We start from the raw sequence: 26069 nt of genomic DNA, 5'->3' as shown, positions 1-26069 counted from the left end.
AGTAGACCCCGCGAAAGTCGGTCTCGTATTCGCATTAATCGGCCTCATTTCGCTTATCGGGGCTCTCTTCGATAAAAACTCCGATAGCTCACGAGCGCACGAGACTATACGTGACACCAATAGGTCAAAGGAGGATTAAGAAAAGACAAACCGGTGGAGCACTCTCAGAATCGATGAAGCCTCTGTCATGCACCTCGGAGTCATAGATACCCTACTCTAGGTCGCCATGCCGATGCCCTAGCTTCTCGTCGTCCAAGCCCTCAGGAGCTATTCCAATGCTGGGATACGCAACAGTGGAAAATTGCTGACATCGAATTAGAAAAGGACATCCCCGGAGAAAACAACCCAAACAAGCAATACCGACAGACACAGGCAACAGGACGACAGGGCAGAGCAAGCAGGCCATCGATAGCCTGCACCACACAAGCGAGACCCCGACGCCGCGGGGTCTCACGCTCTACCCGGCAAGGGCACCTTAAAAATTGTTTGGCTGGGGTCTTCGGCTTGCGCTGGGTTCGGCTTGGACTCTACCGCTGCGGATGCACTCGCCGCAGGCTCTATGCATGCCGTAGTGCCGTCTTCGCGCGCCGGGTCTAAGGAAAGCTAAGTTATGAGGTTTTAGCCGCTCTTTCAATAATTTGATAACCCATTTTCTGGCGATAATTTTTGATGGCGGCGAATCCTCTACGCATGCTGCAAAATATTCACAAGGTTCCCCAGAGGATCGCGAACGAAAAACCTCCGCACTCCCCAGGGTTCTTCAGCAACGCCATATTCAAGCGCAATACCTGCCGCATGAATGCGAGCGAGGATTTCATCAAGATTATCTACTTCAATCGATAAATCAGGAACCGGTGTACCTGAACCCCCTTCACTGGCTATGCTGACTTGCACAGTCATAGTTTCCGCATTGCCGTAAGTCTGTATCCATCCATGGTCCATGAGTAATTCCAGACCTAGAATATCTTGATAAAAAGTAGCGGCAGACTCGGGTTTATCAGCGGCAAGGTTAGTAACGATACGCCTAACAGTCATAAGCAGCCCTTCCATGAGTGTTTTACCCTGGCAAAATCTTCCTGAAGCCTATCAAAGATGCACGCTGATGGGGTGAAGGCAGGTTTTCTGGGACTCACAGACCCTATGGATAAGCCTTCTTATTTTTATAGCTTGAGAAGCTCTTCCTCGTTTGTGACCACCATGGCATATGTAAATTGATGCTTCGACAGGATAGCCTTCATGTCGGGGAGTTCTTTTTCTTTAATCAGCTTATTCTCGTGAAGGCTGTATATGCGCAGAGTATCCTTATTGTCCGTTGAGTTTATGTTGTAGAGATATTTATCGGACCAATAAAAGAGACCCTGATCTTTCGACCTCTTATAGTCTTTAAGGGTGAAATGGCGGGTATTTTTCCCGGTTTCTACATCTGTAGAAATAATAGTCCCATCGCCCGACTGCCACCATATTTCGCGACCGATTGCACGGTAACGCCCCTGCTTCGACTCCCACATATCACGGTTTACGCGCACTGCATGGTCGCCGCTTATAGGAACTTCATGTGCCTGACCGGTATCTGTATCAAATACCTCAAGAGCCGATCCCGTAACATCTTCTGAACTGCTCCTCTGCGGGTCGCTGCCGGGAGGGTAGGTATCCCTTATGATAACGACTTTATTCCCAACACACGTGATGCCATCGATTCCTTCATTGGGAAGAGAAAACGCATGCTCGGTTACAGGATCATCGGAAAAGTTAGGGTATAGGCGAATCAGTTTAGTCGGTTCGTTTTTATCTTTTGAATCACCTTGATTCTCTTGCTGCCCAAGAGAATTGTGTGATTCATTATTGACAGTCCATACACTGCCATTAGCGCACCGTGCAGGGTTCTTAATACTACGGTTCGAGGTGTGAACTTCGGTATTCTGCCCATCATGGGTGACTATTTTATAAATATAGGAGGTTTTATCTTCGGTATAGCCAATATTTTTGACCGCTACAAACCCACCATTATCCAGTCCCCATACCTCCTCGTTATAAACAGACTCGTAGCTCCTGTCATAACCTTGCAGTGAGTCTCCTAAAATATAATCCTTCTTTTTATCCCCGAAATATAGCTTGTTGTTATAGTAGTCAATTTCTGAGGTCTGAGATCCTTCGTTTGATAGCTTAGTCCACGAGTTGGTGTGCGGATCGTAGAAGCCCACACCCCCTCCAGGGTTCTTGCTTTCCCGGTAGTCACCAGCAACAGAGACCGCTAGGGCGCTATTCTTCAACGACTCTTCCGGACTCTTAGACTCTTGTGCCTTCGGTGTGCCACACGTCGTAAGACATAACGCGAGCAACACCCCAAGGGCGGCAAATTTTGTACCCGGATAAGGTGCCTTCATAAAAACCACCTGCGCTTATTCATAAACATACAAGAATCTAATAAAAGGTTTTACATCTATTTGACCCACAATAACATCACGAATATGCTGCGTAAACCCTACTATATATCTTTATAAACAGTCGGTAAATGAACATATTTTATGCACAACAATGAATATAAATGATGCATAAATTGCTTGTTCTCTATAAATTTGAACAGTATAATGTTTTAGTGAGCGTATTCTCTCAACATGTCATAACCCCTAGTCGGCAACCTATGAGAGGAGCGAACATGGCGCAGAATGATCACCAAGATAAACATCCAAAACGTAAAGAAATTCCGTCTTCGCTCTGGGTCTTTGCCCTAGCAACTTTCGTTTTAGCGCTACCCCGTATTGGTGACGGTCGTATATTACCGCTCGATCTCACGACTTCTTTTATACTCGGCGCGGTTCTTATCGTCTGCGGGTTCTGGATGATGTACCGCGAACACAAGAAATCTTCCGCGCAGAAAAAGTAAGCCCCACGACCACTAATTTTTCTACGAAAAGACACAAACCTATGACTACTCTCTACGCCAAGTCAAAGATGGTTAACCCCGAATACCGGTACAACATCCTCAACACTGATTTCAAACCAGTCTATGAAACCGATGGCAGGCTTCGACTCGGTGGGAAAAGCGTCGTCTTCACCAAGGCAGATACCGAAGAAAAAGTCATCACGGTCAGCCGTGTCCCAGACACCAAACACCACTACACCGCAGACTTTGCCGACGGAAGCAGCGCCTCCCTAGAAAGGCTAGAGTGGAAACCATTCCACCCGAGCATCAGCATTAAAACAGCCGATGCAGAATTCCTCCTGGAAGGAAGCATCGGTTCCGGCAAATTCACGATAACCCAGGAAGATAAGATCATCGCCAAAATTACTCGCCCGGGTTTTGTTCTGAAATACAACTACGCCCTCGAAATTCTCGATGATAATCTCCAAGAGCTTATTCTGGCCGCTTTCATGGTGCTCTCCCACTACATCGGCGGCAGGCGTGGCTTTGTAGTAGCCACAGGATAGTCCTTCCCCTTATTCGCCTCATATATGAACCTCCAGATTTTATGCACGCTCCCAGAAGTCTTATGGATACCACCAAGATCACACATTACATTCGTCAGCACGCAGAAGATAAGCCGACGCTTGCCAACATCGCTAAAGCCTGCGGTTACAGCCCGTACCATCTCTCACGCCGTTTTAGACAAGTGAGGGGCTACACCATTAAGCAATATGTTGAGGCGTTGAAGATTCAGTGCAGTATTGAGAGGCTTCTGGATCGTTCCTCGCCCGTTAGTACCGTAACAGCTAGCGCTATTACTGCCGGGTACAGTAGCTTAACGTCCTTCTCCCGCACCTTCAAACAGCATACGGGTAGCTCACCTCGCGAATATCTACGGGAGTCTCTCAATGCTCAAAACTTACTCTCAGGGCTACGTGGTTATAATGCCCAGTTTGTGCACCGTCAAAGCACCGTTACAACACCGCATCGGCTGACGGTGTGCGCAGTGTATCCGCCAGGCTACCGCAGTGATATTACGTTTATGGGGCTGTTTCCTACCGCGATTCCTAAAGGAGAGCCGGTTATTGGGGTGGCGGCGGTTGGTTCTGTGGAACATACCTTCACAAATATTCCGTCTGGAACCTACTACCTGCTGGCGTGCGAGGTGCGTTTCGGGGCGCACCCGCTGAAGGCGCTTAGTCAGAATTACCGAGCTAAAGCAGACTTTCCTATAACATTTGATGCGGCGACAACACCTGACCCAGTTCATCTGACAATGCGCATGCCTCTGCCCGAAGACCCGCCTATCACCATGAATTTTCCGGCGTTGCTGGCACGTTACCTGCCGTCACCCCGCAAGAGTCAATAAGTGCGCAATTGAAGATAAGCAAAGATAGTGTGGCTTTGCTACCGTGAAATTATTGTCCCCATCATCCGAAATCAGGAGAATTTCACATGGCACAGATGAATGTTTATCTTTCAAACCACCACGGAACCACCCGTGAAGCTTTCGACTTCTATGAGAAGCTTTTCGGGGCGCAGCGAGATGGCCTTATCCGCTACCGGGACATGGCAGACGCGCTCAAGAGCGCTGGGATGTATAAGGAAGAATGGGGTGAGAAGATCGCTTACACCGCCTTAAAGTTTAATAACATGACTCTCATGGGCTCGGATGTTATGCATGAGGAAGCACCCGAAGGCGCACCAGCAAGTTTTCTGGTCTATCCGGCTGATTCTGTGCCCGATGCGGATCGCGTTTTTGCAGCGCTGTCAGAGGGCGGAACCGTACTTTACCCGCTTGAGAAGCGGGTGTGGGGAGCATACGACGGGCGCTGCATCGACCGGTTCGGCACCGCCTGGGAAGTCATGTACTAGGAAATGGCGTAGAAGCGAGAAGTGAAAGCGATGGTTTTCAGTTGCTGAGGGACGTTATGCCGAGTGCGCGAGGATACAATAACGTTCCGAAGCTGGCGAGGTTAACGACCCAGAGGAACCCTGTTCCCGCTGGAAACCATCGCTCCCGAAGTTGTTATGCCGGTTGCCAAACATTGCAGAACGCCCGCGTGCACCGCGCATCCATCAGGGTCGTGAGCTACGAGGTGAACATTCCCAAACCGAAGCCGTGGCGAGAAACCTTCGTGGGGGGCCACTGCGCCCAAATGTACCCCGCCTGGCTGCTTTGCTCCTCCTGAGAATAAAGCTCCCGGTAACGGCCCTCAACCATCATCAGGTCATCGTGGCGTCCGCTCTGAATAATGCGCCCATCCTCCATGACCACGATATTCTCGGCGTTGCGCACCGTTGAAAGCCTATGCGCCACCACGACCTTCGTGCACTGATACTGGGCAATCAGCTCCGTCACCTGCCGCTCGGTCGCGGTATCAAGCGCGCTGGTAGCCTCATCCAACACCAAAATGCGCGGGTACCGCAGCAGAGCCGTAACAATCGCGATGCGCTGGCGCTGACCGCCCGAGAAGTTCTCGCCGCCGCTCGCCATGATCGTGTCGAAGCCCATCGGCAAATCCTTCACAAAATCCAGGATGCCCATCGCAAGAATACTCTCCTCGATTTCTTCACGGCTGCGCCCGTCATCCAGACCCGCTGTGAGGTTATCGTAGAGACTTCCCGACCTGGTTTGCAGCTGCTGCGGCACATACCCAATATGGGAACGCAGCTCGTCCAAAGAATAATCTTTAACATCGATTCCGCCCACACGAATCGTGCCAGAAACCGGGCTGTACAACGAACACAACAGCTTAGCCAAGGTACTCTTACCCGAACCTGACGAACCCACGAGAGCAACATCGTGGCCCTCCGGCACGCGCAGCGAGATATCCGTCAGCACAGGTTTATTACCGCCCGGATACGTAAAATTCACGTTCTCAAGGTCAAGGTCACCGTCAGCAATATCGGTGACTGATCCCGTGCTCTTCTCCGGTTCATAGCGCTGAATATCCACGATACGCGCAACCGCGCGGTCCACCGCGATAATGCTCATAATGCCGAACATCGTCGAAGCGACCGACGAAAACAGCAGCGCAGATATACCCTCGGTCGCAATAGCCTGACCGAGCGTGAGCGTTCCATCATTCACCAACGGTATCGACGCCAACAGCAGAATCAGAGGACCGCCCAACTGCACCACGGATGCGGCAGACCCGAGCACACCCTGCTGCAGCACCATGCGGCGGCGCATCGACGCCAGCGACTGCATATAGGCTTCGCGCCAGGTGTTATAGGTGGGCGTTGAGGAACCCGTCATCTTCATGGCTGCAATGGTGTTAATAGCGTCAAGCTCAACCACCTGCGCTTCGGAGGCGTGCGCATACTCGGCGTCGAGCGCCTGGGAGGTGGGGCGCGCCGTAACGAACCAGATCAGCATCAGCACGGCAAGAACCACGAAGGTGATTATCAAAACCTGGCTTGATTGCTGGGCGATAAAGATGAGAATCACGATCATCGTGCCGATGTTGATCACGAACTCGGTCAGGCTTGTCGACAGGAAGTTGCGCAGCGTGTTCACGCTTGAGAGACGGTAGAGAATATCGCCCGGAGAACGCAGCGCGAAATAGGTCAGCGGCAGCCTCAGCAGCCTGTCGAACATATTGCCCAAGAGCTTATATCCGATGGACGAGACGATACTCGCCAACGTTGCGGCACGCGCAATGGAAACCAGGTAGTAGCCAATAACACCGACTACCACACCGACCGTTGTTTCCACGACGGTGTTTTGTTCGTTATTAAGCTGCGCATCCACAACCCTTTGAATGACCATAGGCACAGCAAAGGTAACGCTGTAGGTGATGATGAGAAGCAGCAGGAACAGCGCGTACTGGCCGAACATTTTCTTCGTGAAGAAGGTGCCCAGCTGCCAATCTTGAAAGACACTGCGGGATTTCTTCTTGAAATCGCTCCGCGGGGACGGCACCAGAATGCTGCCGGAAAAAGACTCTTCAGCCTCCTGAAGATCCATAACCCGCATTCCCGTGGAGGGATCCATAATATGCACGCGATCCTTGCGGATGCGCACCAAAACCACGTAGTGGGAATTGTTCCAGTGCAGAATGACCGGTTTGCCAATATCCCGAAGGTGTTCGAGAGAGGGCGCCCTGAAGGCCTTGACCTCCATACCCTCCTCAACGAGAAGGTCGCGCACTTGGCGCATCGAGAGACCTTCACGACCGGGTTCGGCAATCAGGCGAAGGTCTGAAATAGTCTGATAGCGCCCGTAGTGCTGCAGGACGGACGCCCCCACGCCCAGCCCGCATTCGGTCTTCGCCGCCTGAAGAACAGCAGGAAAACCCATACTATCGAACCTCGAACGGCTCGGGGATAAGAGGGCTGTACGGGCGAGTATTGTCTGCCCGGCGAACCAGCCAGGACAGCACGCCGGAGGTGCCGACCATGAACGAGGGAGTCAGCGAGTAGCGCACGGATTTATCGTCGAGGACTGCCCGAATATCCGATGCGCTGTAACCGTTCTTGATGGCATCCCGGATAGCCTCTGCACACGGCACGTCGGGGATTCGGTCGGCTATCCAGGCGAGCACATCCAGGGTGCCGAAGTCGCCGTGGCATAGGGTGAGGTTGCTTCGGGTGCCGGTGCGGAACGCATGCTGTACCGCGCGGTCGAGGTCGGCGCGGCTGGCGAGTTCGGGCATCCACAGATGCAGTGCCGCGAACGCGAGGGCGATGCCCGCGCTGCCGGAACACCAAGTGCCGCTGGCATGCTCTTCGCCGCTGTCATGTTCGGTGAGCTGGGCTCGCCATTCGTCCCCGGTGTTGAAGTCGTTGAGGCGGCGCAGAAGAATTTCGACGGCTTCGCGGGCTCGCTCGGGTGAGGGCATATGGCGGTTCCACCGGGCGAGCGCGAAGATTGATCCGCTGATTCCGTAGGCGAATCCGCTGCGGTGCCACCAGTTTTCTTCTGCCATACCGGCGATAATGTCTTGGGCGTGCCTGTCTAATACCGCCAATAGAGCCGCGCGGTCGGTGGCGAGGTTATAACCCAAGAGCAGGGCGGCAGCCCCTACCTGGTGATCCAGGTACCCGGGCATAGGATGCTCAACCTGCGCTAGGCGCGCGGCGGTGCGGTCGCCAACCTTGACGGCTGCCTCAGCAAAACGGGTATCCTGAAGGTTTTCTGCGGCAGCGGCGAGCACGAAGGCGATGCCTGTTTCGCCGCAGGATATGCCGTCGCAGGTTTCGGGGGGAATGCTGAAAAGCCTGTCAGCGAAGACGTCTTGCGCGATGGGGTCTAGTACCCGACGGGCCGTCTGCGTGTATTCCGGTTTTTCGAGCATCCGCGCGGCCTGGGTGAGGGCGAGTGCTACCCCGGTTGAGCCGGTGTAGAGGTCTATGCCGAGGACTTCGGTGTTCCACAGGCTAAGGTGCTGCTGCCACAGGCCGGGGGTGGGTGCCAGCCAGGTCCAGGCGTCTTCCTCTCTGCCGCCCGGGTGGTTCGTCGCCGTTAGGTGGTCGGCAATAGCCTCGCAGAGTTCTCGTTCATGCTGCACGCTCTGCCTGTTTGACAGTAGCTCTGCCGATGCGTCCGCGAGTATGCGATCCGGCGGGTAGGGTGATACGAAGGCTGACCAGATCTGCTGCATCTGCTCTTCAAGGTCGTCTTCACCGAGAGCGGCAATATGCTCCAGGGTTTCATCGAGGGCGCTGCTGTCGATGGTCAGTCCTACGGCGTGCCCGTCGAAAGATATGATCTCGGAGCCATCTGTGCGATGCATGAAAAAGGGAATGTCGAACCGCCAGAGGGCTTCTACTTCGGCCCCGATCATCTCAAGGGGGCGGTTATTGCTCAGTGTTGCGGCACGCAGCGCGATCGTGGCGAAGACTTTTTCGGAGGCCAGCGCTTCGGGGCTGCTGAGCATTTTGAGGATTCGGGTGTAGTACCTGGTGGATTGCAGCAGGGCACGCAGCTTCAGCCCGGAGCAATTCGTGCGGACCACCTCGGTCATGATTTCGCGGTGCTCGCAAACCCACCGGTACATCTGCGTGAATCCGCGTTCAAAGGCGCGGGCGCGGGCTGCCTCAGAAATACGCCGCTCCTCCGGGGTGCTGGCGTTAGCTTCTTCGGCGCGATCTGTGTCTTCCGTGGTTGGGTTCTCTGAGGCGGGTTCACGGTTGATGCGTGCCACAGCATCGTCACGGAAGGGATTTGCGACGGTTACCTCGTGGAAAGGGTTCGTCCCCTGTTCGCCGTGCAGGAATCCTACGTCGCGGAACCCTAGTGAAATATCGCGGCGTGTGCGGCGGGTAGGCAAGAACGCGCTGCATGCGATTCCGCGCAGCCAGCGCAGGTAAACGCTGCCTTCGGGAGGACTCTGAATATCCTCCGTCAGAATATGCACGGGGTGGAGAATCGTTTCAAGGTCAATCGGAACGGGTTCTGTGCGCAGGGGTATCAAATTCTTGGCGTGCAGGTCTTTAGCCTGCAGGGTGTAGAGCAAAGCCGCCAGCCGCCCGCAGGCTCCAAGGAAATCTTCAGCATAAAAGTCTGCGTCTTCACGTTTAATAAACTCCATGAAACCATAGCCGTCACCCCGAATCACGCGGGCAGCACGCATCGAAGGCGCCCCCTGCGCGGCAAGGTCTTGAACGATTTTCCAGAAGACCCATTCGCCTTCAACATTGCGGGATTTGTAGACCACCACGCCCTGGGTAAATTCGAGAAGGCAACCGGCGCGTCCGCCGCCGTAACGAGTTCTGGGCAGGTCAAAGGATTCGAGTTTGAGGGGTTCGTCATCATTGACGTTAAGAAGCTCGCGAATATCATCTTCACGAGCGCTCACCCGCTCAAAAATCTCGGCAATCATCGCATGAAACTGCTCAATAGTCCTGCCGTGAACACCGGGCAGAAGCGGGTAGCTTGCATAAAAGTCGTCACTAAATTCTTCGCCCCAACGTCGGCAGTAGTCTTCATATCGTTCTTCGGGGGTGTCGCCGTGCAGAAGACCCTGCGAAGAGATCTTTTTAATGTGCGCAACCAGCGGTCTGAGGTAGAAATTAGTCAAACGCGCGGTCAGGTTCTCCACAAACTGGCCAGCTAGGAGGGGAAGCCGCGACGGTGCGGCGTAGCCCGATGCGGCAACAGCACGTTCAACATTGTCACGCTCACCCTCGGCAAGCTGGGCGATGAGCGCGTGAAACATGGAGGGCTCGGCCGTCGGCCCCAGTGCTTTGAGCACCGGAGCCGACAACCGTACGATAGACTCGGAGTCGGGAGTATTGGATGCGGTACCCAAACGTTCTAACAACGAAGTGCTAGATACATACGTTTCTAGGCGTCGGAATTGCTCATCATCCAGTTCAGGAAGAAGTTCCCTGATTAACACCTGGTATCTCCTTATCTATCGTATTTACTTATTCCCCGGACTTAGGAAGAGCTGCCGCCCCAGAAGCCAAAGCCGAAGTTGTAGTTGCCGCAGCCGTTACCGCAGTAGTTGCCGCCGCCGCCGTTGCCACCGCCGGTGGAGCCGCCACCGGAGAAGCCGCCGCCGCCGTGACCGCTGCCGTTAACCTGGTCCAGGTCGAGGTCCGAGATCTCTTCCAGGAGCGTGATATCCTTAGCCATGGTTATCCTCCTTAAATATTCCTGATCCGTTCAGGAATAGTATTATCGGTGTTTAGTTTGATGCTGAAGACATCAAACTATTCTCTGACTGGGTTCCAGGTGTTTGCTTTTCCACAGTATTCGCCTGGAACCCACCACCCTTCCTTACGGCGAGCTAACGCCTCAAGGAAAGGAAGTTTGTAAAATTTGTTACTTATTTCTATAGCACTGTAAACATAGCTATTAGACACAGACTGCCAGAGCTATGTCACCTAAATTATGTGGGGATGCCGCGTGTGCTACAGATGCCAAGCAACAAAAGCCTCACATCTCCATTGACTATGAACTTTCGTCGCAGGCTACGACATATTAGGGGTGGTGAGATATATCTTCTATTCTCATCATGCGGCAATGTCATGGAACAAAGATCCTTATCAGAGTCGGTTTTCTCTCTATTGAAATCGGTGACTCTACAGTAACAACTTGATAAACGTGTTTCAAGATGTACTCTAGGGGTCAAAAATTTATTGTGCACTCTTTAAAATGGTAAATAATATTGATGTCAAGCATTTTAAACGTAATTCAAAACAATAATCATTACGAGTTTGGGCTGTAATTTCAAGGGTTTAGGTTTATTTACTCAGAAAATAAAGCGCCTGGAAAGTATTTTATTATTTAAAGTAACTTTTGTTTTTTTATTAGAAAAATAATTTTGAAAAAGTTTTTGTAACGGTTTGGTATCATTTTTAAGATAACAAAATCATTAAAAATTCCCGAGAAATCTGAGTATTGTTGCTTAGAAATTTAAACTTTATAGGTGAAATATTATGCGGTTTGTGGAGAATTTGCCGCGTTGGTTTTTGAAGAATCACCAAAAAAATTTGGATGCTGTCGCCCAGGCAGCACACCTGCATGACAGCATCCACGTTTTTCGGTTGCTCTACGGCTCAGGTTATTTACTCGTGCGAGCCGCTGCGCATATCCATAACGACTTTCCCAAACCGCGGTTCTGCACCGAAGCTACGCCGCAGGAATTCCTCTGCTTGATCCGGGGAATACACCGAATCTATCACTGGATGGAACTTTCCCGCCGCTACAGCCTCTAAAGCCGCTTCAAGGTCGTTCATCACGGCTAGGGTTTTCATGCATACTCCTCACGGCTGCTTTTTTCTTCCTGGTAACATAACTCCCGGTATCGGCCATCAGTCGAGATCAAATCCTCGTGACGGCCAACCTGTACCACCCGTCCGTGTTCCATCACCACGATCTGCCGGGCAGGGCATATTGCTATGAAATAGGTGAAATTACCCGTTCAAAAGCTAGATACAACATTAGGGATGACCTTAATGACGCACGACTAGAGAGGGTATAGAGCCTCGAAAAATAGACATCTCCAAATTTCAAAATGCCTAACACAAATTTTAACCGTATACATATTTACTATTTGATTAATAAAATCATTAAGAACCTTACGCATCTTTCATAACCTAATTAAGATACGCTATAAATTTTAGACAAGAATAAATAATCCTAATGAGCTAATATATACATGTATAAGGTTCATTAAAGCAGTCAATCATGTATATAATGTGTGTAGGTTCAAAAGTTATCATCAACGGGAGGAAAGTACTATGACCCTGCAAGAGCTCAGCGAACAAGAACTTGAGCAAGTAAACGGTGCTGGAACCTGCGAGAACCTGAAAGCTCGTCTTGACGGGAAGAAATGGCCTCCAGCTACTCTTGCAGAATCCGTTTATTATTATTTTAACTGCTAATAGCAGCAAGGTTCTTCGTCAAAAAGTTTCTAGATAGTTATTTAAATATCTTTAGCAAAAGGTTAGTCCGAGACCATAAAATATGGTCTCGGACTAACCTTTATATTTTTCTACCCCAACACCACCCTAACCATCGAGTAGCCTGAGATCGGGTAGGTCGCGTTCTCGGTGGCGGGTGCATCCGACTCGTCACCAGGAACAATACTCTTGGTTGCCTTCAGTAGCTCCTCCATGAGCAGGCGCAGCTCCAAGCGGGCCAGCGGGGCACCCGGGCACACGTGAATACCATCGCCATACACCAGGTTGCGGGACTGGTCACGATGCGGGTTATAGGCGAGCGCATCCTCGAACGCGTCCTCGTCACGGTTGGCACTCGACCAGTTAATCGTCACCCGCGAATTAGCCGGAATAGTACGCCCACCCAGCACGGTATCCTCGGTAGTCACGCGGCGGTTCGTCACCAGCGGGTCTTCAAGACGCATAATCTCCTCAACTGCGGCGGCGATTTCCGCATACCCCTCCCCCAGTGACTCACGCAGCCGCGCTTGCTCCTGCGGATTGCGAGCCAAAAAGTTCACAATAATCCCGGCGCACGCTGAAACGGTCGAAAGCTCCCCCACCGTCCAGTTACGAATCAGGCTCACAATCTCTTCATCAGTCATGGTACGCGGCTCCTGACCGGGCAGCTGCACGGTGTCGGTCAGCAGCTCGGCGGTCACATCCTGCGGGTTACCGGCGGCGGCCTGGTCGCGGCGCGCATCCAGAAGCTCACGAATATAGGTGTCAAACTCAAGGGCGACCTTGCCGATCTGCTCACGGTCGCGGCGCAGCGTAGCCTCGCGGTTCTTCTCAATCCACTCGATCAGCGGCTTCTCAAGGCTCGCGGGCCAGCCCATGAACGCGTTCTGGATGCGCATCGCGTAAGCCTGCGCGAACCCATCCATCACATTAACCTCGGTGCCGCGCGGCAGATCAGCCACCAGGTTCTTGACGACCTCACGGATTTTCGGCTCGAACTCCTTCAGGCGCTCGGGGGTGAAGTATTTGTCGTTCACGGCGCGGAACGTTGTGTGTTCGGGCGCATCCATACCGTTTGGCACGGCAATGTGCCTAGTCGAGACGACATTCGAGTAAATTTCGGGATGGTCGAGCACATGCTGCACATCGGCGTTCTTGAACACGGAGTAGCCCATGAACTCGTCGTGCGCTACAGGGCAGCGGCGGCGCATCTCGTCATAAGCGGCCACCTGGTTCTTCTGAACCTTCTCGCTGCGCAAATCCCAATCATTTTTTACGTTGTCTGCCACGACTTTCTGCCTTCTAAAAGTCACAGGTATGCGGGTGCCGTCAAGTATGCGCGACCGTGCGCTATCCGTGGAGTCGGCAACGGGAATATCGCGCGACGGCACCACAACCGAAGGATAGTTATAACATATTTGACACTATCACTTAACCCGCGCCCCCGCAGGATAGGGGTGCCTTTGCTAGGTGGGTCTGTAAAGCCTAGAGCTATCGCCGGTTTACTCCCGTAAGACGGTCATATAACGCACGTTTGCAGAATTTAACATATGCGTACAGTAAAGTTAGAAGTGCCTTTCTGCAGGGTAATCCCACAGCCACTTTGCGAAGAATATCCTGTGGAGATTCCCGGGGCGGAAAGGCGGTGGGATACGATGTCTTTCTACGACTACGTAGAAACGGCCCAAGCGCTCTTGGTAAGTTTTGCCCTTACCGATGGAGCTGCTCAGGCCGTCTCGTACATCATGAGCTTTGCTTCAAGCCTCATTAAGCTTCTGAAGTAGTGCTCTACCTACTAGGAAAGCTCAGTAGTTGCCGCTGCTGAGTCTTCCACTGTACGCAGGTAACTTTGCGAAGATATGTTAAGACTAACACAAGCATTCTCTATCAATAACATCACCTTGAGTAGGACATATGACTGGTCTAGACCCCGTAGAAGAATACGAAGAGCTACTTGATATTGAGGCTCTGCGTAAAGCCCGTGCCGAAGATGATGGTTATCGTATCTCTCTTGAAGACTTTCTACAACAGAATCCGTAAACCGCATCCAGCAGTCTTATTCTTCCGTGAGCAGGTGGTTTTCGGTACGAGCAGGTCGGAAAATCCTACCTGTTCGGCAAAATCCTACCTGCTCGCGAGCTAAGGAATGCCGTCTACCGAGTAGCCGCAAACGGATAGGCGGCGCCCGAGATAACGCCCGCCTCCACGTCTTCCAGGGTTTTGCCGCGGGTCTCGGGCAGGTTACGCCACATGAGCACGGCGATCAGCACGTTCACCACCATGAACCCGAAGAATGAGCCGGTCAGTCCCAGCGCACCCAGAATGACCGGGAATACGAGGGAAAGCAGACCGTTCATCATCCAGCCGCAAAATGCGGAAAGGCCCATTCCGACCGCCCGCACCCGAAGCGGGAACAGCTCGCTCATCAGCACCCACGTCGAAACGTTCAGGCAGGTCTGCATCGACCCCACGAACCCGACCACAAGCACCAGAATAATATAGGGACGCGCGGGGCTGCCCTCCGGCAGGAGCATAGACGCTACCCCGATCAGCAGGTGGAAAAACGCGGTCAGCGAATACCCAGCGATCACCATCGTGCGGCGGTTCACGCGCTCCATCATACGCAGCGAAAAGATTGAGCCGACCACGGCGATAGCGCCCGGCGCGATATTCGCAACGAGCGCCGAACCCTCGTCAAACCCGGCCTCTTTGAGCACCTTAATGCCGTAGTACATGATCGAGTTTATACCTGTGAGTTGCTGCCCGGCACCCACCAAAATACCGACCAGCAGAATCCGCACAAACCATTTTTCACGCAGGATTTTACCCATGCTGCCCCTAGTCCCCGCGCCGATTTGGGTGTGCGTTTCCTCAAGTGAACGCGCAATGTCTGCAATTTCGGCGTCAGCACGTTCGGCGGGGCGGATGTGCCGCATAATGGTGCGCGCATCCTCGGTGCGCCCCTGGGCGATAAGCCAGCGTGGGGATTCGGGCATGCGCAGCATACCGATGAAAAGCGCGAGCGCAGGCAGGGCACAGACGGCGAACATCCACCGCCACACACTGTCGTGTTCGCCCCAGAGGTTGCCGATGATGGCATTCACGATGAATGCGGCGAGCTGCCCGCCGACGACCATGAGTTCGTTACGCCCGGAGAGTGAGCCGCGAATTTCGTAGGGTGCAAGTTCGGCGAGGAATACAGGAACGACCGCGGATGCGCCTCCCACGGCGAGCCCGAGCATCGTGCGGCCCATCAACAGTACAGCAATGCTGGGGGTGAAGACGCATGCGAGCGCGCCCGCGATGAAGAGGATTGAGAGTCCGATGATGGTTTTGCGTCGCCCGATGGCATCTGAGATGCGCCCGGTGACCATGGCTCCGAGGGCGGCGGCGAAGGCGAGGGAGCCTGTGACCCAGCCTTGAATGGTGTTGTCCATGCCGAGTTCGCGGCTCATGGGGTCGAGGGCACCGTTGATAACGCCGGTGTCGTACCCGAAGAGGAGCCCGCCGAAGGTTGCCACCAGCGCGATAACGCCTAGGCGGCGTGTGTGTGTGCCCTGCCCGAGCGGGGGTAGTGCACTGGCGCGATTCGGCGGCTCGGTGGTAATGCTCATGCGGGTATTTTTGTCTTTCATGAGGGTCTTGTACGGCACAGGTTGAGATACCGCACAGTCTTTAAACACTTGCTGGCTTGGGTATATTCCCGATTAGTTATATTCCCATTTGGCTATATTTGCAGTGGCGAAGGAGAAGTGTCAGAAAAGCGCGATGCTTTCGGGCGCTGGGAAAATCTCGTTGAGCCGCGCCAGTTCGTCGTCGTTGAACCGCACACTTGCGGCCTGCGCGTTTGCGCGTACCTGGTCGGGGGTGGTTGCCCCGGCGATCACGCTGGCAACGGGAGCCTGCTGTTTGAGCCAAGAGATGGATGCTTGAACCTCAGAGATCCCCAGATCGGCACAAAATTCGTGGTAGGCATCGAGTTGTTCCCAATCGGCTTGCGCGAGTACCTGCGCTTTGGAGTGCGACAGGCGTGACCCTGCCGGGATGCTGTCGCGGCGGTATTTTCCGGTCAAAAGCCCGTTAGCGAGCGGGAAATACGGGAGAACCCCGAGCCCGAAGTGGCGGGCGGCGGGCAGAATTTCGAGTTCGGCGCGGCGATCCAGCAGGTTGTAGTGGTTTTCGGCGGCGATAAACCGCTCAGTGCCGAGTTCGCGGGCGAGGTGCTCGGCGTGGGCAAGCTGCCACCCCGCAAAGTTGGAGTGCCCCAGGTAACGCACCTTTCCGCTGGTCACGAGCGTGTCGAGCGCAGACAGGGTCTCTTCCAGCGGGGTGTTCGGGTCGGGGCTGTGGTAGAAATACAGGTCAATGTACTCGGTTCCCAGACGGCGCAGTGAACCTTCGACGGCACGCATAATGTATCGGCGTGAGCCGCGCGCATCCCAGTCGTTGCCGTTGAGGGTGCCGGTGGGAAGCCCAAATTTGGTGACGATGATCAGGTCATCGCGGTTGAGATTGAGTTCGCGCATCGCGGTACCGAACATGGTTTCTGACAGCCCGGGTTCGGCGCCGTATAGGTCGGCAATATCGAAGAAGCCGATGCCCGCCTCGACTGCGGCGGCGATCACGGCGTTGGTGCCTTCCTGAGTTTGAGTGGGGGTGCCGGGGCGTCCCAGGTTGTTGCAGCCGATACCGACAGAGGGCACGACCAGCCCGGAGTTACCCAGGCGTGCATATGCGGGAGATTCGATGCGTTCCATACATTTACTCTACCGTGTTTGACAGGACGTGGTCGCAACATGACGTTCGCGGCGCTCTGCGATTCTCCCGCGAGCAGATAGTTTTGTGACGAGCAGATAACATTCCGCTATCTGTTCGTCGACATATTATCTGCTCGCGGCTAAACTTACGACCAAATCAGGTGGAGGGTTCAATTCGCCGATCCGAACCGCCGCGAACCCGTATGACGTATTGTTTCGCCGCATCCCACAATATTAAGCGGTTATGACCGCTCGACGACATGTGCCGACATATTCTTGCTGACACCGCGCATCCTGCCTAAAATGGGAACGTTATCTATCCAGAGCGACCGAGAGATCTGGCTCTTAGACGTCGCAGCAACCTCGCCAGCCTCTACCCATTGGGTGGACGGACAAGGTGCTCCCGCCAGAACCGATAGAAGTGAATTCCCTTCGCGTCTTGCTAAGATTCGGCGTACCTTCGGGCACGCTTCTATCGGGTGAACACGGAGGAATGAAAATGACGACAGTTCACCCGGCTCTTTCTTACGAGCTGTATCCGCCACGGTCGCACGCAAGCTGCGATTCCCTGCTCAAAACCATTGCCGAGCTTGAGCAAACCAACCCAGATTACGTTTCCGTTACCTATTCGGGCGATGCGCAGCGCCGCCAAAAGACGCTGGCTCTGCTCGATCACCTTGTACATGAAACCTCGCTGAATCCGCTGGCGCATCTAATCTGCGTGGGGCATTCCGTGGCCGATTTGGAACGCTCGGTTCGTCTGATTCTGGGGCTTGGAGTACGCGGGTTTCTGGCGCTGCGCGGCGATATTCCACCCGAAAACACGCGCTCGCTTGAGCTGCCTTTTGCCCGCTACCTGGTGGAGCTGATTCGCAGGGTGGAGCGTGAGGATTTCGCGCATCTTGCCGCGGGGAAAGTGTCGATTGGGGTTGCGGCGTACCCGCATAAGCACCCCGAATCGTCCTCGCTTCTTCAAGACATTGAGATTCTGCTTTCAAAGCAGCGTGCCGGGGCGGATTTCGCCATCACCCAGGTTTTCTTTGAGACCGAGCGCTATTCGGGGCTGGTGGATGCTGCGCGCCTTGCCGGGGTGGAGATGCCCATTATTCCCGGTATTATGCCCGTTACCTCGCTGGCTCGGCTGACGAAGCTGTGCGAGCTTGCCGGGCTTGAAGTACCGCGCGAGCTGGCGCATCGCCTGGAAACCGCGAGCGATTCGCGCGAGCTGCACCGCATCGGCGTGGAACATGCACTCGACCAATGTCGCAAGGTGCTTGATGCTGGCGCCCCCGGCCTGCATTTCTTCACATTTAACGAGCATGAGGCTGTGCTGGACGTCCTCGAAGAACTCGACGTTCCGCGCTACTCGAACCGTTTCAAACTCCCCCTAAGCGATCTTCAATACCTCTAAACTCCCCTTTTTATTTGACACCCTCCCACAGTAAGGAACTAGGATGACCCACACCCCATTCCCCGCAGCAACCATCGTCGGTTACCCCCGCGTGGGCCGCTTCCGCGAGCTGAAGAAGGCACAGGAAGCGTTCTGGAAAGGCAAAATCACGCAGGATGAACTGCTCCAGGCGGCCGCAGATGTGCAGCGCACCTACTATGACCGTGTGATCGAGCGCGGTCTTAGCGCCACCGATTCGTCTATCCCGGCGACTTTCTCGTACTACGATCAGGTGCTCGATGCCGTGCGCCTTTTCACCCTCGTGCCCAAGCGTCTTGCCGACGCCAAGGATGCGCGCGGCCTGCTCGATCTGCCCGGGTACTTTGCTCTAGCACGCGGCACCGAGACGCTGCCTCCGCTGGAGATGACGAAATGGTTCGATACGAACTACCACTACCTGGTGCCCGAGATCGGTCCGGATACCGAGATCAAGCTGAATCTTGAGGCTATTGACGAGCAGCTTGAAGTCGCCAAGGAGCACGGGGTGACGGTGCGCCCGCAGCTGGTCGGCCCGCTCACCCTGCTTCTCGGGGCAAAAGCCGAACAGGGTTCGCCCGAAGGGTTCACACCGCTGGATCGCCTGGACGATTTCGTGAAAGCCTACCAGCAGGTGCTCGCCGAACTGGCGGCACGCGGCGTGCAGTGGGTGCAGCTCGACGAGCCCGGCCTGACCGTGGACCGCGACATTCCCAACGCCAAAATCGCCGAATTGACGCGTAAAACTTACACCGCGTTGGCAGCCGAAACGAACCGCCCCGCAATCCTGGTGACAAGCCCCTACGGCAACCTGCGCGAGAACCTGCCCGCACTGTTAGACACCGGTATTGAGGCGCTGCATCTCGATCTGGTTTCCACGCTCTACGATGCCGAGGCGCTGACCGCCTTCAAAGACTCCGGCATAACCCTGGTGGCAGGTGCCATTAACGGGCGCAATATTTGGCGCGCCGACTTGCGAGCGCTCCTGCACGCACTCCAGAACATTAACGGCGGTGCGGTGGCGGTCGCGTCCTCAACCTCGCTGCAGCATGTGCCGCACGATCTTGACCTTGAAGACCCCGCCGATGTGCCCGTAGACGGTCTGGCTTTTGCCGACCAGAAAGTCGCCGAGATCGTGACTCTTGCCCGCGGTCTTGCCGACGGTGAGTCTGCGGTTGAGGCAGAGTTGAAGACCGCCGACGAAGCGCTAGCACGTTTCACAGCGGATCCGCGTAAGCATAATGCGGCAATCCGTGAGCGTGCCGCATCCGTGAAACCGCAGGATTTTGAGCGTCCCGAACTGAAGATCCGCCGGGATGCCCAAGCCGATCTGAATCTGCCGAAGCTGCCGACCACGACCATTGGTTCATTCCCACAGACCGGCGATATTCGCCGCCACCGTGCAGAGGCACGTGCCGGTAAAATCACGCAGCAGCAGCTTGACGAGTTCCTGCGTGAAGAGATCACCTCAGTTATTAAACTCCAGGAAGATTTGGGCCTGGATGTGCTCGTGCACGGCGAGGCCGAACGTAACGACATGGTGCAGTACTTCGCCGAAAACTTCGATGGTTTCGCCACGACGAAGCACGGCTGGGTGCAGTCCTACGGTTCACGCTGCACCCGCCCATCGGTGCTGTTCGGCGATGTGAAACGCTCAGGTGAAGGGCTGCGCGGCGAGGCCGTGACCGTGCCCTGGATTTCCTACGCCCAATCCCTCACCGATCGTCCTGTTAAGGGCATGCTGACCGGCCCGGTGACTATTCTGGCTTGGTCGTTCGTGCGTGATGACCAGCCGCGCGAGGAAACCGCGAATCAGGTTGCATTGGCGCTCGCCGACGAAATCGCCGATTTGGAAGAGGCGGGCATCCGCATTATTCAGGTGGATGAACCGGCACTGCGTGAGCTTCTGCCGCTGCGCCGTGATGAGCAGCCCGCGTACCTGAAGTGGTCGGTGAATGCGTTCCGCCTGGCGACGAGCGCGGTCGAGGATAAAACTCAAGTTCACACCCACCTGTGCTACTCGGAGTTCAACGAGATTATTGATTCGATTAATGCCCTGAATGCGGATGTGACCAGTATTGAGGCGGCGCGCTCGCATATGGAGCTGCTGGCGGATATTCCCGAAAGCTATGTTTCGGGGCTGGGTCCGGGCGTGTGGGATATTCACTCGCCGCGGGTGCCTTCGCAGGCCGAGGTTGAGGAGCTGATCCGTGCCGCGATTGGGTACGGAACCATCTCTGACCTGTGGGTTAACCCGGATTGCGGTTTGAAGACCCGCGACTACGAGGAGACAAAGAGGACGCTCAAGAACGTGGTGGCCGCAGCGAAGAAGGTTCGGGCGAGCCTGTAGTCTCTGGCGCGGAGCCTCTCCCCTACCCCTATAAAGTGCCTTAATTACAGGCTTAAACAATCACAATAATTCCGCGAGCAGGTGGTTTTTGATACGAGCAGGTAGGATTTTCCTACCTTATCGGCAAAATCCTACCTGCTCGCGGTTATATAGAGGGCATGCGCATCCAACATAGACATTTATGTTCCCTAAGACATAGTCCTATCTCACATAAATAAAAAATTTACTGTTTTGACAGCCTAAAATTGTTATTCACAGAATAATCATTCTGAACATATGTTCACTTCTAGTTTAAGTAACCTGTACATATGCTCTTAAAATTACTATTTCTATAGGTATCTATTCCTAAAATGCGAGCATGACTACTACAGATTCTCCAAAGAAGAAGGGTTCTGTACCCCGCTGGCTTGCTATCCCGACAGCAAAACCTCAACTGAACACAGCAGAGGTCGCATCGAAGTACCCACGCCTACGTTTTCAGGTTTTTATGGGTATTTTTATCGGGTACGCAACGTTTTATCTGATTCGCAATAACGTTCCGCTTGTTACACCGATTCTGACTCATGAGCTCGGTTTTAGTAATGCGGCTATTGGTGCGCTTTCTACGGCGTTGCTTTTAGCCTACGGTTTCAGCAAATTCTTTACCGCTATGATTTCTGACCGCTCTAATGCGCGGTTATTCCTCCCCATAGGATTAGTACTTTCTGGTATTGCAAACGTTCTGCTCGCTATCGCCGGGTACATGGGATCCGGTGCGGCAGCTGCAGGATACGGGGCCGCAATCGCATCCACCATGGCCGCCATTATGGTCTTCAACGGTATCTTCCAGGGTATGGGGTGGCCGCCCTCAGGCCGCGTGCTCGTGAACTGGTTCTCAACGAGCGAGCGCGGGTCTAAAGTTTCTCTCTGGAATACCGCACATAACGTTGGTGGCGCGCTTTCGGGTCTTTTGGTTGCCTGGGGTTTCACGCTCTTCGGTAAAACCTGGCAGGTTGCTTTTTGGTTCCCCGCCGTGATTAGCTTTGTGCTTGCTTTTGTGGCGTGGCTGCTGATTCGCGATAATCCAGAGGCTGAGGGTCTGCCCACTATTGACGTGTACCGCAACGATCCCCACAAGGTTGAGTCCACAGACGAAGACCGTTCTGAATCAACATGGACGACTATTCGTAAGCATGTGCTGACTAATTCGACCATGGTGTATCTGGCTCTTGCTAATGTCTTTGTGTACACGCTGCGCTACGGTGTGCTGGTGTGGGCTCCTAAATATCTGCACGATGTGCGCCACGCCTCCCTTGAGGGCGGTATCGCCGGGTTCTCAATCCTGGAACTTGCCGGTATTGGCGGCACTATTCTCTGCGGTTTCGTCTCTGACTATGTCTTTAAGGGGCGTCGCTCACCCGCGGGTATTCTCTTCTTGATTGCTACCGTAGGCGCTATTTTGCTGTATTGGCTGCCTCCAGCCGATGCTCCGCTCATTGTCGCCTATATTGCGTTGGCCCTGATTGGCGGTCTGATTTATGGGCCGGTAATGCTGATTGGTTTGCAGGCTATTGACCTGTCGCCTTCACATGTCGCGGGTACCGCCGCAGGATTTACCGGTCTTTTCGGGTATGCCCTGGGTGCTACGTTGGCTTCTACCGGTATCGGCATCATTGTGGATCACTGGGGCTGGAGCACCGCCTTCATCTTCATGATCGTGTGCTCGGGACTGGCTATTGTGTTCCTCTGGCTTGTTAATGGGGCCGAGAAACGCATGATGGCTGAGAGGGATAAGAAACTCGCTGCAAAAAACGCACAGGCGTAGTTTCAGCTTCCGCGAGCAGGTGGTTTTTGATACGAGCAGGTAGGATTTTCCTACCTTATCGGCAAAATCCTACCTGCTCGCGGTTACCTTTTAAGGACAAAGGATGCCAGCGTTCACCGAATTACGCCCCTGAGGGAATATGCCGAAGAGGTGTTATCTTCAAGGTTCTCGCGCCATAAAGCCCCTAGAATGGGGTCATGGATAATGCAAAGAACTCTGGAATTACGACCGAATGGGTCGATAATGCGGTTAAACCGGGCGATGATTTCTTCCGCCACGTGAACGGCCGCTGGCTCGATACCTATGAAATTCCCGCCGACCGTTCCAAAGACGGCGGGCTGTACACTCTGCGCGATGATGCCGAAAGGCATGTGCGTGAGATTGTTGAGCGTATCGCCAAGGAACAGCCTGAATCCCGCATCGGCGCGCTCTACAACTCTTTCATGGATACCGAAAAGATTGAGTCCGACGGGTTAGAACCGCTTATGCGCGAGGTTGCCCCTATTCTCAACGCCGCCACAAGCGAGCAGCTCGCCGTCACTCTAGCGCTCCTCTCACGGGCTGGGCTGGCGCAGCTTCTCGGGTGGTACACCAGCATCGACCAGAAAGACCCCGAGCACTACGTCTTTTACCTCACCCAGGCCGGGTTGGGCCTGCCCGACGAGGCTTACTATCGCGAAGAGAAGTACGAACAGGTATGCGCCGCTTATATCGAGCATATTGCCACCATGTTCGAGCTGACCGGTCTTACCGAGAGCTTCACCCTAACCCCTATGGAGGCGGCACAGCTCATTTTCTCGCACGAGACCGAGATCGCCGCGCATCACTGGGATGTCGTGAAAAACCGTGATGCAGAGGCGAAATACAACCCCGTCAAAGCCACCGAACTTGACGAGAAGTTCCCCGGTTTCCCGCTCCAGCAGTGGCTTCTTGCGCTGGGGGCAGACCCCAAAGAGCTGGGCACGGTCATTGTTTCTCAGCCGTCTTTCCTGGAGGGCGTGGCGAACATGTGGCAGTCCACCCCGCTGATGACCTGGAAACTCTGGGCTCTGTGGTGCGCTATTCGTTCCCGCGCACCCTACCTGCCGGATGCGTTCGTACAGGAAAACTTCAATTTCTACGGTCGCACCCTCTCGGGCACCGAAGAGCTGCGCGAACGTTGGAAACGCGGCGTTGCGGCTGTGGAGAACGCGCTCGATCAGGAGCTCGGCAAGGAATATGTGGCGGTGCATTTCCCGCCGGAACACAAGGAGAAAATGCTCAAGCTGGTCAATAACCTGCTGGAAGCATACCGCCGCTCCATCACAAACCTGGATTGGATGACCGAAGCCACCCGCGAGAAGGCGCTGGAAAAGCTCTCGAAGTTTGTCACGAAAATCGGCTACCCGGATGAGTGGCGCGACTACTCGAAGCTGACTCTGGTACCCGGTGACTTGTTCGAGAACCTGCGCCGCACCGCCGCCTTTAACAGCGATTTCATGATCGATCGCGCGGGCGATCCGGTGGATAAGAACGAGTGGCTGATGTCTCCGCAGACTGTGAACGCCTACTATATGCCGCCCGCTAACGAGATTGTGTTCCCCGCGGCTATTCTGCGCCCGCCCTTCTTCGACCCTGAGGCCGACGACGCAGCAAACTACGGCGGCATCGGCATGGTGATCGGTCACGAGATCGGCCACGGGTTTGACGATAAGGGTGCGCTTTATGACGGCGACGGCGCGCTGAATAACTGGTGGACTGAGGAGGATTTCGCCGAGTTTACCAAGCGCACGAGCGCGCTGGTGCAGCAGTATAACGCCTACACCCCGGCGAACCTTGACCCGCAGAAGTTCCGGGTGAACGGCGAACTGACTCTGGGCGAGAATATCGGCGACCTTTCGGGTCTGTCGATTGCGTTGAGGGCCTATGAGATTGCGCTTGCCGAGCAGGGCATCACCTCACTGGAGGATGCGCCGGTTATTGATGGTATGACGGCTGCGCAGCGCCTTTTCTGGTCCACTGCACAGGGATGGCGCACTAAGTCGCGCCCGCAGCATGCGGAGATGATGATTTCGGTGGATCCGCACTCCCCCGACGAGTTCCGGGTGAACGGCGTGGTGCGCAATATCGACGAGTTTTATGATGCGTTCGATGTTCCTGAGGGCAGCAAACTGTACCTAGCGCCTGAGGATCGCGTGCGTATCTGGTAACCGCCTGCCAGCTCCCAATAGCGCGAGCAGATAGCGATTTGCTATCTGCTCGTGGGAGTTAAGAAGCGCCGCATCGCCCAAAGCACCGTAGCTGTGAAGGCTAAGGATGCGGCACATACGAACGCATATGTTCCGGCATCTACCCGCGCACTTAGATGTGAGAAGAGTAAATTTCCCAGCGATGTAAAAAGCGCTGCCGCTAAACTAAAGACAGACATTACTTTTCCAATATGCCCAGCATCGCTCTTCTTCTGCAAATCTGAGAAAAGACCAATAGTATAGATAACAATAATTCCACTCACTATACTTTGTGCAGTAATAACGCTGACAATTCCGGGTATAAGTGCCAATATATACGCGCCACCGATAACCAGCAGTAATATGTGCGGATGCGCCCACCGCCTCAGCGCAGGCATGCGGTTGAGAATAAAAGATGCAGCCACGGCTCCCATAGTTCCCATAAACATACCAAGACCGTAAACTTCTTGCCCTAACCCCAAGTAAGCAATTCGCCCTAGAAGCAGGAAAAGGGTTGAGGCACCCCACATATTGAGGAGAGCGGCGAAGACAAGTTCACGTCTAAAATATGCACTAGAGGCTATATATACTAGTCCAAACCTTAAATCGTGAAGTATATGCGTTTTTTGGAATACTTCGGAGCCCTCCGAGTGTCGGGTAACGACAGACCAAGCGGGCACCATAAAAGTGAGCACCAAAGACAGAATAAATGACACCAGATTGACAATGATTGAAAGCTCTAGGGCATTCGCAAAATTCTGCATGAGAATCATGGTTCCCACGAGGGGGCTCACAGCACGGGATAGTTCTCCCACCATCGAATAGGTGCTATTGTATTTTTCAAATTCTCGATGTCCAAGAATCTCAGGAATAATAGCGCGGCTTGTGGGGCTGTACGCAGTCGCGGCTAAAGACATGAGAGCCGAAAGAATAATCAGTATATAAACGATAAATTCTCCGCGTGCTGAAGATAAAAGAATAAGAGCGCACAGGCAGCAGAGGCTATTAAAAATATCGTAGAAAATCAGCAGGGATTTTTTCTTAAACCTGTCAATAACAACAAATCCAAGAATGCTGGCGAGGAATATGCCCGCACCGCTACACGCATTCATCACCCCAACCATCTGCTGACCGGCGTGCTGGCTGATATACCAGGTCACCACAATGGTGTAGGCGACGGTGCCTATGCGTGAAAGCGCCGTCGCCGGGATGAGATAGTACGCTTTACTGCACCTCATCACGTTCCATAACCTCAGAACA

General features: G+C 54.1%; 21 protein-coding genes and 1 riboswitch. Of the genes, 11 read left to right on the top strand and 10 right to left on the bottom strand.

Going from position 1 to position 26069, the window contains the following annotated elements; translation table 11 throughout:
* Positions 1-684: 684 nt before the first annotated feature.
* Together HMPREF2981_RS04665 and HMPREF2981_RS04660 are read right to left on the bottom strand one after the other, a co-directional pair.
* Positions 685-1035 carry a VOC family protein gene (locus HMPREF2981_RS04665; RefSeq protein WP_070661173.1) on the bottom strand — a complete coding sequence of 117 codons (351 nt, stop codon included), beginning with the start codon at positions 1033-1035 and terminating at the stop codon, positions 685-687.
* A gap of 125 nt (positions 1036-1160) precedes the next feature.
* Entirely contained in the window at positions 1161-2384 is a 1224-nt protein-coding gene (locus tag HMPREF2981_RS04660) for a hypothetical protein (RefSeq protein ID WP_070661163.1), read from the bottom strand.
* A gap of 272 nt (positions 2385-2656) precedes the next feature.
* Between HMPREF2981_RS04660 and HMPREF2981_RS04655 the strand changes: the two genes are divergently transcribed.
* From HMPREF2981_RS04655 to HMPREF2981_RS04640, 4 genes are all read left to right on the top strand, one after another.
* Entirely contained in the window at positions 2657-2884 is a 228-nt protein-coding gene (locus HMPREF2981_RS04655) for a hypothetical protein (RefSeq protein WP_070628113.1), read from the top strand.
* A gap of 41 nt (positions 2885-2925) precedes the next feature.
* Complete coding sequence (locus HMPREF2981_RS04650; RefSeq protein ID WP_070661159.1) at positions 2926-3429, top strand: LURP-one-related/scramblase family protein; 504 nt, start codon at positions 2926-2928, stop codon at positions 3427-3429.
* Between the two features lie 62 nt (positions 3430-3491).
* Positions 3492-4274, top strand: coding sequence for an AraC family transcriptional regulator (locus tag HMPREF2981_RS04645; RefSeq protein WP_168165924.1), 783 nt, complete (start codon positions 3492-3494; stop codon positions 4272-4274).
* Positions 4275-4360: 86 nt separating this feature from the next.
* Complete coding sequence (locus HMPREF2981_RS04640) at positions 4361-4780, top strand: VOC family protein (protein WP_070619488.1); 420 nt, start codon at positions 4361-4363, stop codon at positions 4778-4780.
* A gap of 217 nt (positions 4781-4997) precedes the next feature.
* Here HMPREF2981_RS04640 and HMPREF2981_RS04635 read toward each other — a convergent pair whose 3' ends face one another.
* The 4 genes from HMPREF2981_RS04635 to HMPREF2981_RS04620 all read right to left on the bottom strand — a co-directional run bounded on the left by HMPREF2981_RS04635 (position 4998) and on the right by HMPREF2981_RS04620 (position 11617).
* Positions 4998-7211 (bottom strand): peptidase domain-containing ABC transporter, encoded by a 2214-nt coding sequence (locus HMPREF2981_RS04635; RefSeq protein WP_070661154.1) that lies wholly within the window; start codon positions 7209-7211, stop codon positions 4998-5000.
* A 1-nt stretch (position 7212) separates the two neighbouring features.
* Positions 7213-10254, bottom strand: a complete 3042-nt coding sequence (lanM, locus tag HMPREF2981_RS04630; protein ID WP_070661152.1) for a type 2 lanthipeptide synthetase LanM — start codon at positions 10252-10254, stop codon at positions 7213-7215.
* 41 nt (positions 10255-10295) lie between these two features.
* The gene (locus tag HMPREF2981_RS04625) at positions 10296-10493 is read right to left on the bottom strand and encodes a hypothetical protein (protein WP_048754637.1); all 198 of its coding nucleotides are present in this window, start codon (positions 10491-10493) and stop codon (positions 10296-10298) included.
* Positions 10494-11428: 935 nt separating this feature from the next.
* Positions 11429-11617, bottom strand: coding sequence for a hypothetical protein (locus tag HMPREF2981_RS04620; protein ID WP_070661149.1), 189 nt, complete (start codon positions 11615-11617; stop codon positions 11429-11431).
* A 486-nt stretch (positions 11618-12103) separates the two neighbouring features.
* Here HMPREF2981_RS04620 and HMPREF2981_RS10870 point away from each other — a divergent pair, with 486 nt between their 5' ends.
* Positions 12104-12247 (top strand): hypothetical protein, encoded by a 144-nt coding sequence (locus HMPREF2981_RS10870; protein WP_161800475.1) that lies wholly within the window; start codon positions 12104-12106, stop codon positions 12245-12247.
* A 110-nt stretch (positions 12248-12357) separates the two neighbouring features.
* Here the strand turns inward: HMPREF2981_RS10870 and HMPREF2981_RS04615 are convergent, their stop codons facing one another.
* Positions 12358-13554 (bottom strand): cytochrome P450, encoded by a 1197-nt coding sequence (locus tag HMPREF2981_RS04615; protein ID WP_070661146.1) that lies wholly within the window; start codon positions 13552-13554, stop codon positions 12358-12360.
* Positions 13555-13884: 330 nt separating this feature from the next.
* Between HMPREF2981_RS04615 and HMPREF2981_RS04610 the strand changes: the two genes are divergently transcribed.
* Together HMPREF2981_RS04610 and HMPREF2981_RS04605 are read left to right on the top strand one after the other, a co-directional pair.
* Complete coding sequence (locus HMPREF2981_RS04610; protein ID WP_048754640.1) at positions 13885-14049, top strand: hypothetical protein; 165 nt, start codon at positions 13885-13887, stop codon at positions 14047-14049.
* Positions 14050-14179: 130 nt separating this feature from the next.
* Positions 14180-14305 (top strand): hypothetical protein, encoded by a 126-nt coding sequence (locus HMPREF2981_RS04605; RefSeq protein ID WP_037233815.1) that lies wholly within the window; start codon positions 14180-14182, stop codon positions 14303-14305.
* 113 nt (positions 14306-14418) lie between these two features.
* Here HMPREF2981_RS04605 and HMPREF2981_RS04600 read toward each other — a convergent pair whose 3' ends face one another.
* The gene (locus HMPREF2981_RS04600; protein ID WP_070661168.1) at positions 14419-15900 is read right to left on the bottom strand and encodes a sugar porter family MFS transporter; all 1482 of its coding nucleotides are present in this window, start codon (positions 15898-15900) and stop codon (positions 14419-14421) included.
* 120 nt (positions 15901-16020) lie between these two features.
* On the bottom strand, positions 16021-17022 hold the full coding sequence (locus HMPREF2981_RS04595) for an aldo/keto reductase (protein WP_070661143.1): 1002 nt from the start codon (positions 17020-17022) through the stop codon (positions 16021-16023).
* A gap of 313 nt (positions 17023-17335) precedes the next feature.
* A riboswitch (SAM riboswitch) is annotated at positions 17336-17444 on the top strand.
* Positions 17445-17521: 77 nt separating this feature from the next.
* On the opposite strand from HMPREF2981_RS04595, the gene HMPREF2981_RS04590 reads away from it, so the two are divergent.
* From HMPREF2981_RS04590 to HMPREF2981_RS04575, 4 genes are all read left to right on the top strand, one after another.
* Positions 17522-18433, top strand: a complete 912-nt coding sequence (locus HMPREF2981_RS04590) for a methylenetetrahydrofolate reductase (RefSeq protein ID WP_070661140.1) — start codon at positions 17522-17524, stop codon at positions 18431-18433.
* A gap of 43 nt (positions 18434-18476) precedes the next feature.
* Positions 18477-20798, top strand: a complete 2322-nt coding sequence (gene metE / locus HMPREF2981_RS04585) for a 5-methyltetrahydropteroyltriglutamate--homocysteine S-methyltransferase (RefSeq protein WP_070661137.1) — start codon at positions 18477-18479, stop codon at positions 20796-20798.
* A 358-nt stretch (positions 20799-21156) separates the two neighbouring features.
* The gene (locus tag HMPREF2981_RS04580; RefSeq protein WP_070661131.1) at positions 21157-22602 is read left to right on the top strand and encodes an MFS transporter; all 1446 of its coding nucleotides are present in this window, start codon (positions 21157-21159) and stop codon (positions 22600-22602) included.
* 197 nt (positions 22603-22799) lie between these two features.
* Positions 22800-24791, top strand: coding sequence for a M13 family metallopeptidase (locus HMPREF2981_RS04575; protein WP_070661128.1), 1992 nt, complete (start codon positions 22800-22802; stop codon positions 24789-24791).
* Positions 24792-24832: 41 nt separating this feature from the next.
* Here HMPREF2981_RS04575 and HMPREF2981_RS04570 read toward each other — a convergent pair whose 3' ends face one another.
* Positions 24833-26047, bottom strand: a complete 1215-nt coding sequence (locus HMPREF2981_RS04570) for an MFS transporter (RefSeq protein ID WP_246825305.1) — start codon at positions 26045-26047, stop codon at positions 24833-24835.
* Positions 26048-26069 lie beyond the last annotated feature (22 nt).

Source organism: Rothia sp. HMSC069C01, assembly GCF_001814655.1.
In the GTDB taxonomy this organism is placed as follows: Bacteria; Actinomycetota; Actinomycetes; order Actinomycetales; family Micrococcaceae; genus Rothia; species Rothia dentocariosa.
The sequence above is the reverse complement of the archived record's forward strand: the minus strand, read 5'-3'. Positions and strand labels throughout refer to the sequence as shown.

Excerpts from the sequence above, each read along its gene's own strand:
- HMPREF2981_RS04570 (WP_246825305.1), bottom strand. The coding sequence starts at position 26,047 with ATGAGGTGCAGTAAAGCGTACTATCTCATCCCGGCGACGGCGCTTTCA.
- HMPREF2981_RS04660 (WP_070661163.1), bottom strand. The coding sequence starts at position 2,384 with ATGAAGGCACCTTATCCGGGTACAAAATTTGCCGCCCTTGGGGTGTTG.
- HMPREF2981_RS04605 (WP_037233815.1), top strand. The coding sequence starts at position 14,180 with ATGACTGGTCTAGACCCCGTAGAAGAATACGAAGAGCTACTTGATATT.
- HMPREF2981_RS04645 (WP_168165924.1), top strand. The coding sequence starts at position 3,492 with ATGGATACCACCAAGATCACACATTACATTCGTCAGCACGCAGAAGAT.
- HMPREF2981_RS04625 (WP_048754637.1), bottom strand. The coding sequence starts at position 10,493 with ATGGCTAAGGATATCACGCTCCTGGAAGAGATCTCGGACCTCGACCTG.
- HMPREF2981_RS04580 (WP_070661131.1), top strand. The coding sequence starts at position 21,157 with ATGACTACTACAGATTCTCCAAAGAAGAAGGGTTCTGTACCCCGCTGG.
- HMPREF2981_RS04600 (WP_070661168.1), bottom strand. The coding sequence starts at position 15,900 with ATGAAAGACAAAAATACCCGCATGAGCATTACCACCGAGCCGCCGAAT.
- HMPREF2981_RS10870 (WP_161800475.1), top strand. The coding sequence starts at position 12,104 with ATGACCCTGCAAGAGCTCAGCGAACAAGAACTTGAGCAAGTAAACGGT.
- HMPREF2981_RS04595 (WP_070661143.1), bottom strand. The coding sequence starts at position 17,022 with ATGGAACGCATCGAATCTCCCGCATATGCACGCCTGGGTAACTCCGGG.
- HMPREF2981_RS04650 (WP_070661159.1), top strand. The coding sequence starts at position 2,926 with ATGACTACTCTCTACGCCAAGTCAAAGATGGTTAACCCCGAATACCGG.
- HMPREF2981_RS04635 (WP_070661154.1), bottom strand. The coding sequence starts at position 7,211 with ATGGGTTTTCCTGCTGTTCTTCAGGCGGCGAAGACCGAATGCGGGCTG.
- HMPREF2981_RS04655 (WP_070628113.1), top strand. The coding sequence starts at position 2,657 with ATGGCGCAGAATGATCACCAAGATAAACATCCAAAACGTAAAGAAATT.
- HMPREF2981_RS04665 (WP_070661173.1), bottom strand. The coding sequence starts at position 1,035 with ATGACTGTTAGGCGTATCGTTACTAACCTTGCCGCTGATAAACCCGAG.
- HMPREF2981_RS04640 (WP_070619488.1), top strand. The coding sequence starts at position 4,361 with ATGGCACAGATGAATGTTTATCTTTCAAACCACCACGGAACCACCCGT.
- metE (WP_070661137.1), top strand. The coding sequence starts at position 18,477 with ATGACCCACACCCCATTCCCCGCAGCAACCATCGTCGGTTACCCCCGC.
- HMPREF2981_RS04620 (WP_070661149.1), bottom strand. The coding sequence starts at position 11,617 with ATGAAAACCCTAGCCGTGATGAACGACCTTGAAGCGGCTTTAGAGGCT.
- HMPREF2981_RS04575 (WP_070661128.1), top strand. The coding sequence starts at position 22,800 with ATGGATAATGCAAAGAACTCTGGAATTACGACCGAATGGGTCGATAAT.
- HMPREF2981_RS04590 (WP_070661140.1), top strand. The coding sequence starts at position 17,522 with ATGACGACAGTTCACCCGGCTCTTTCTTACGAGCTGTATCCGCCACGG.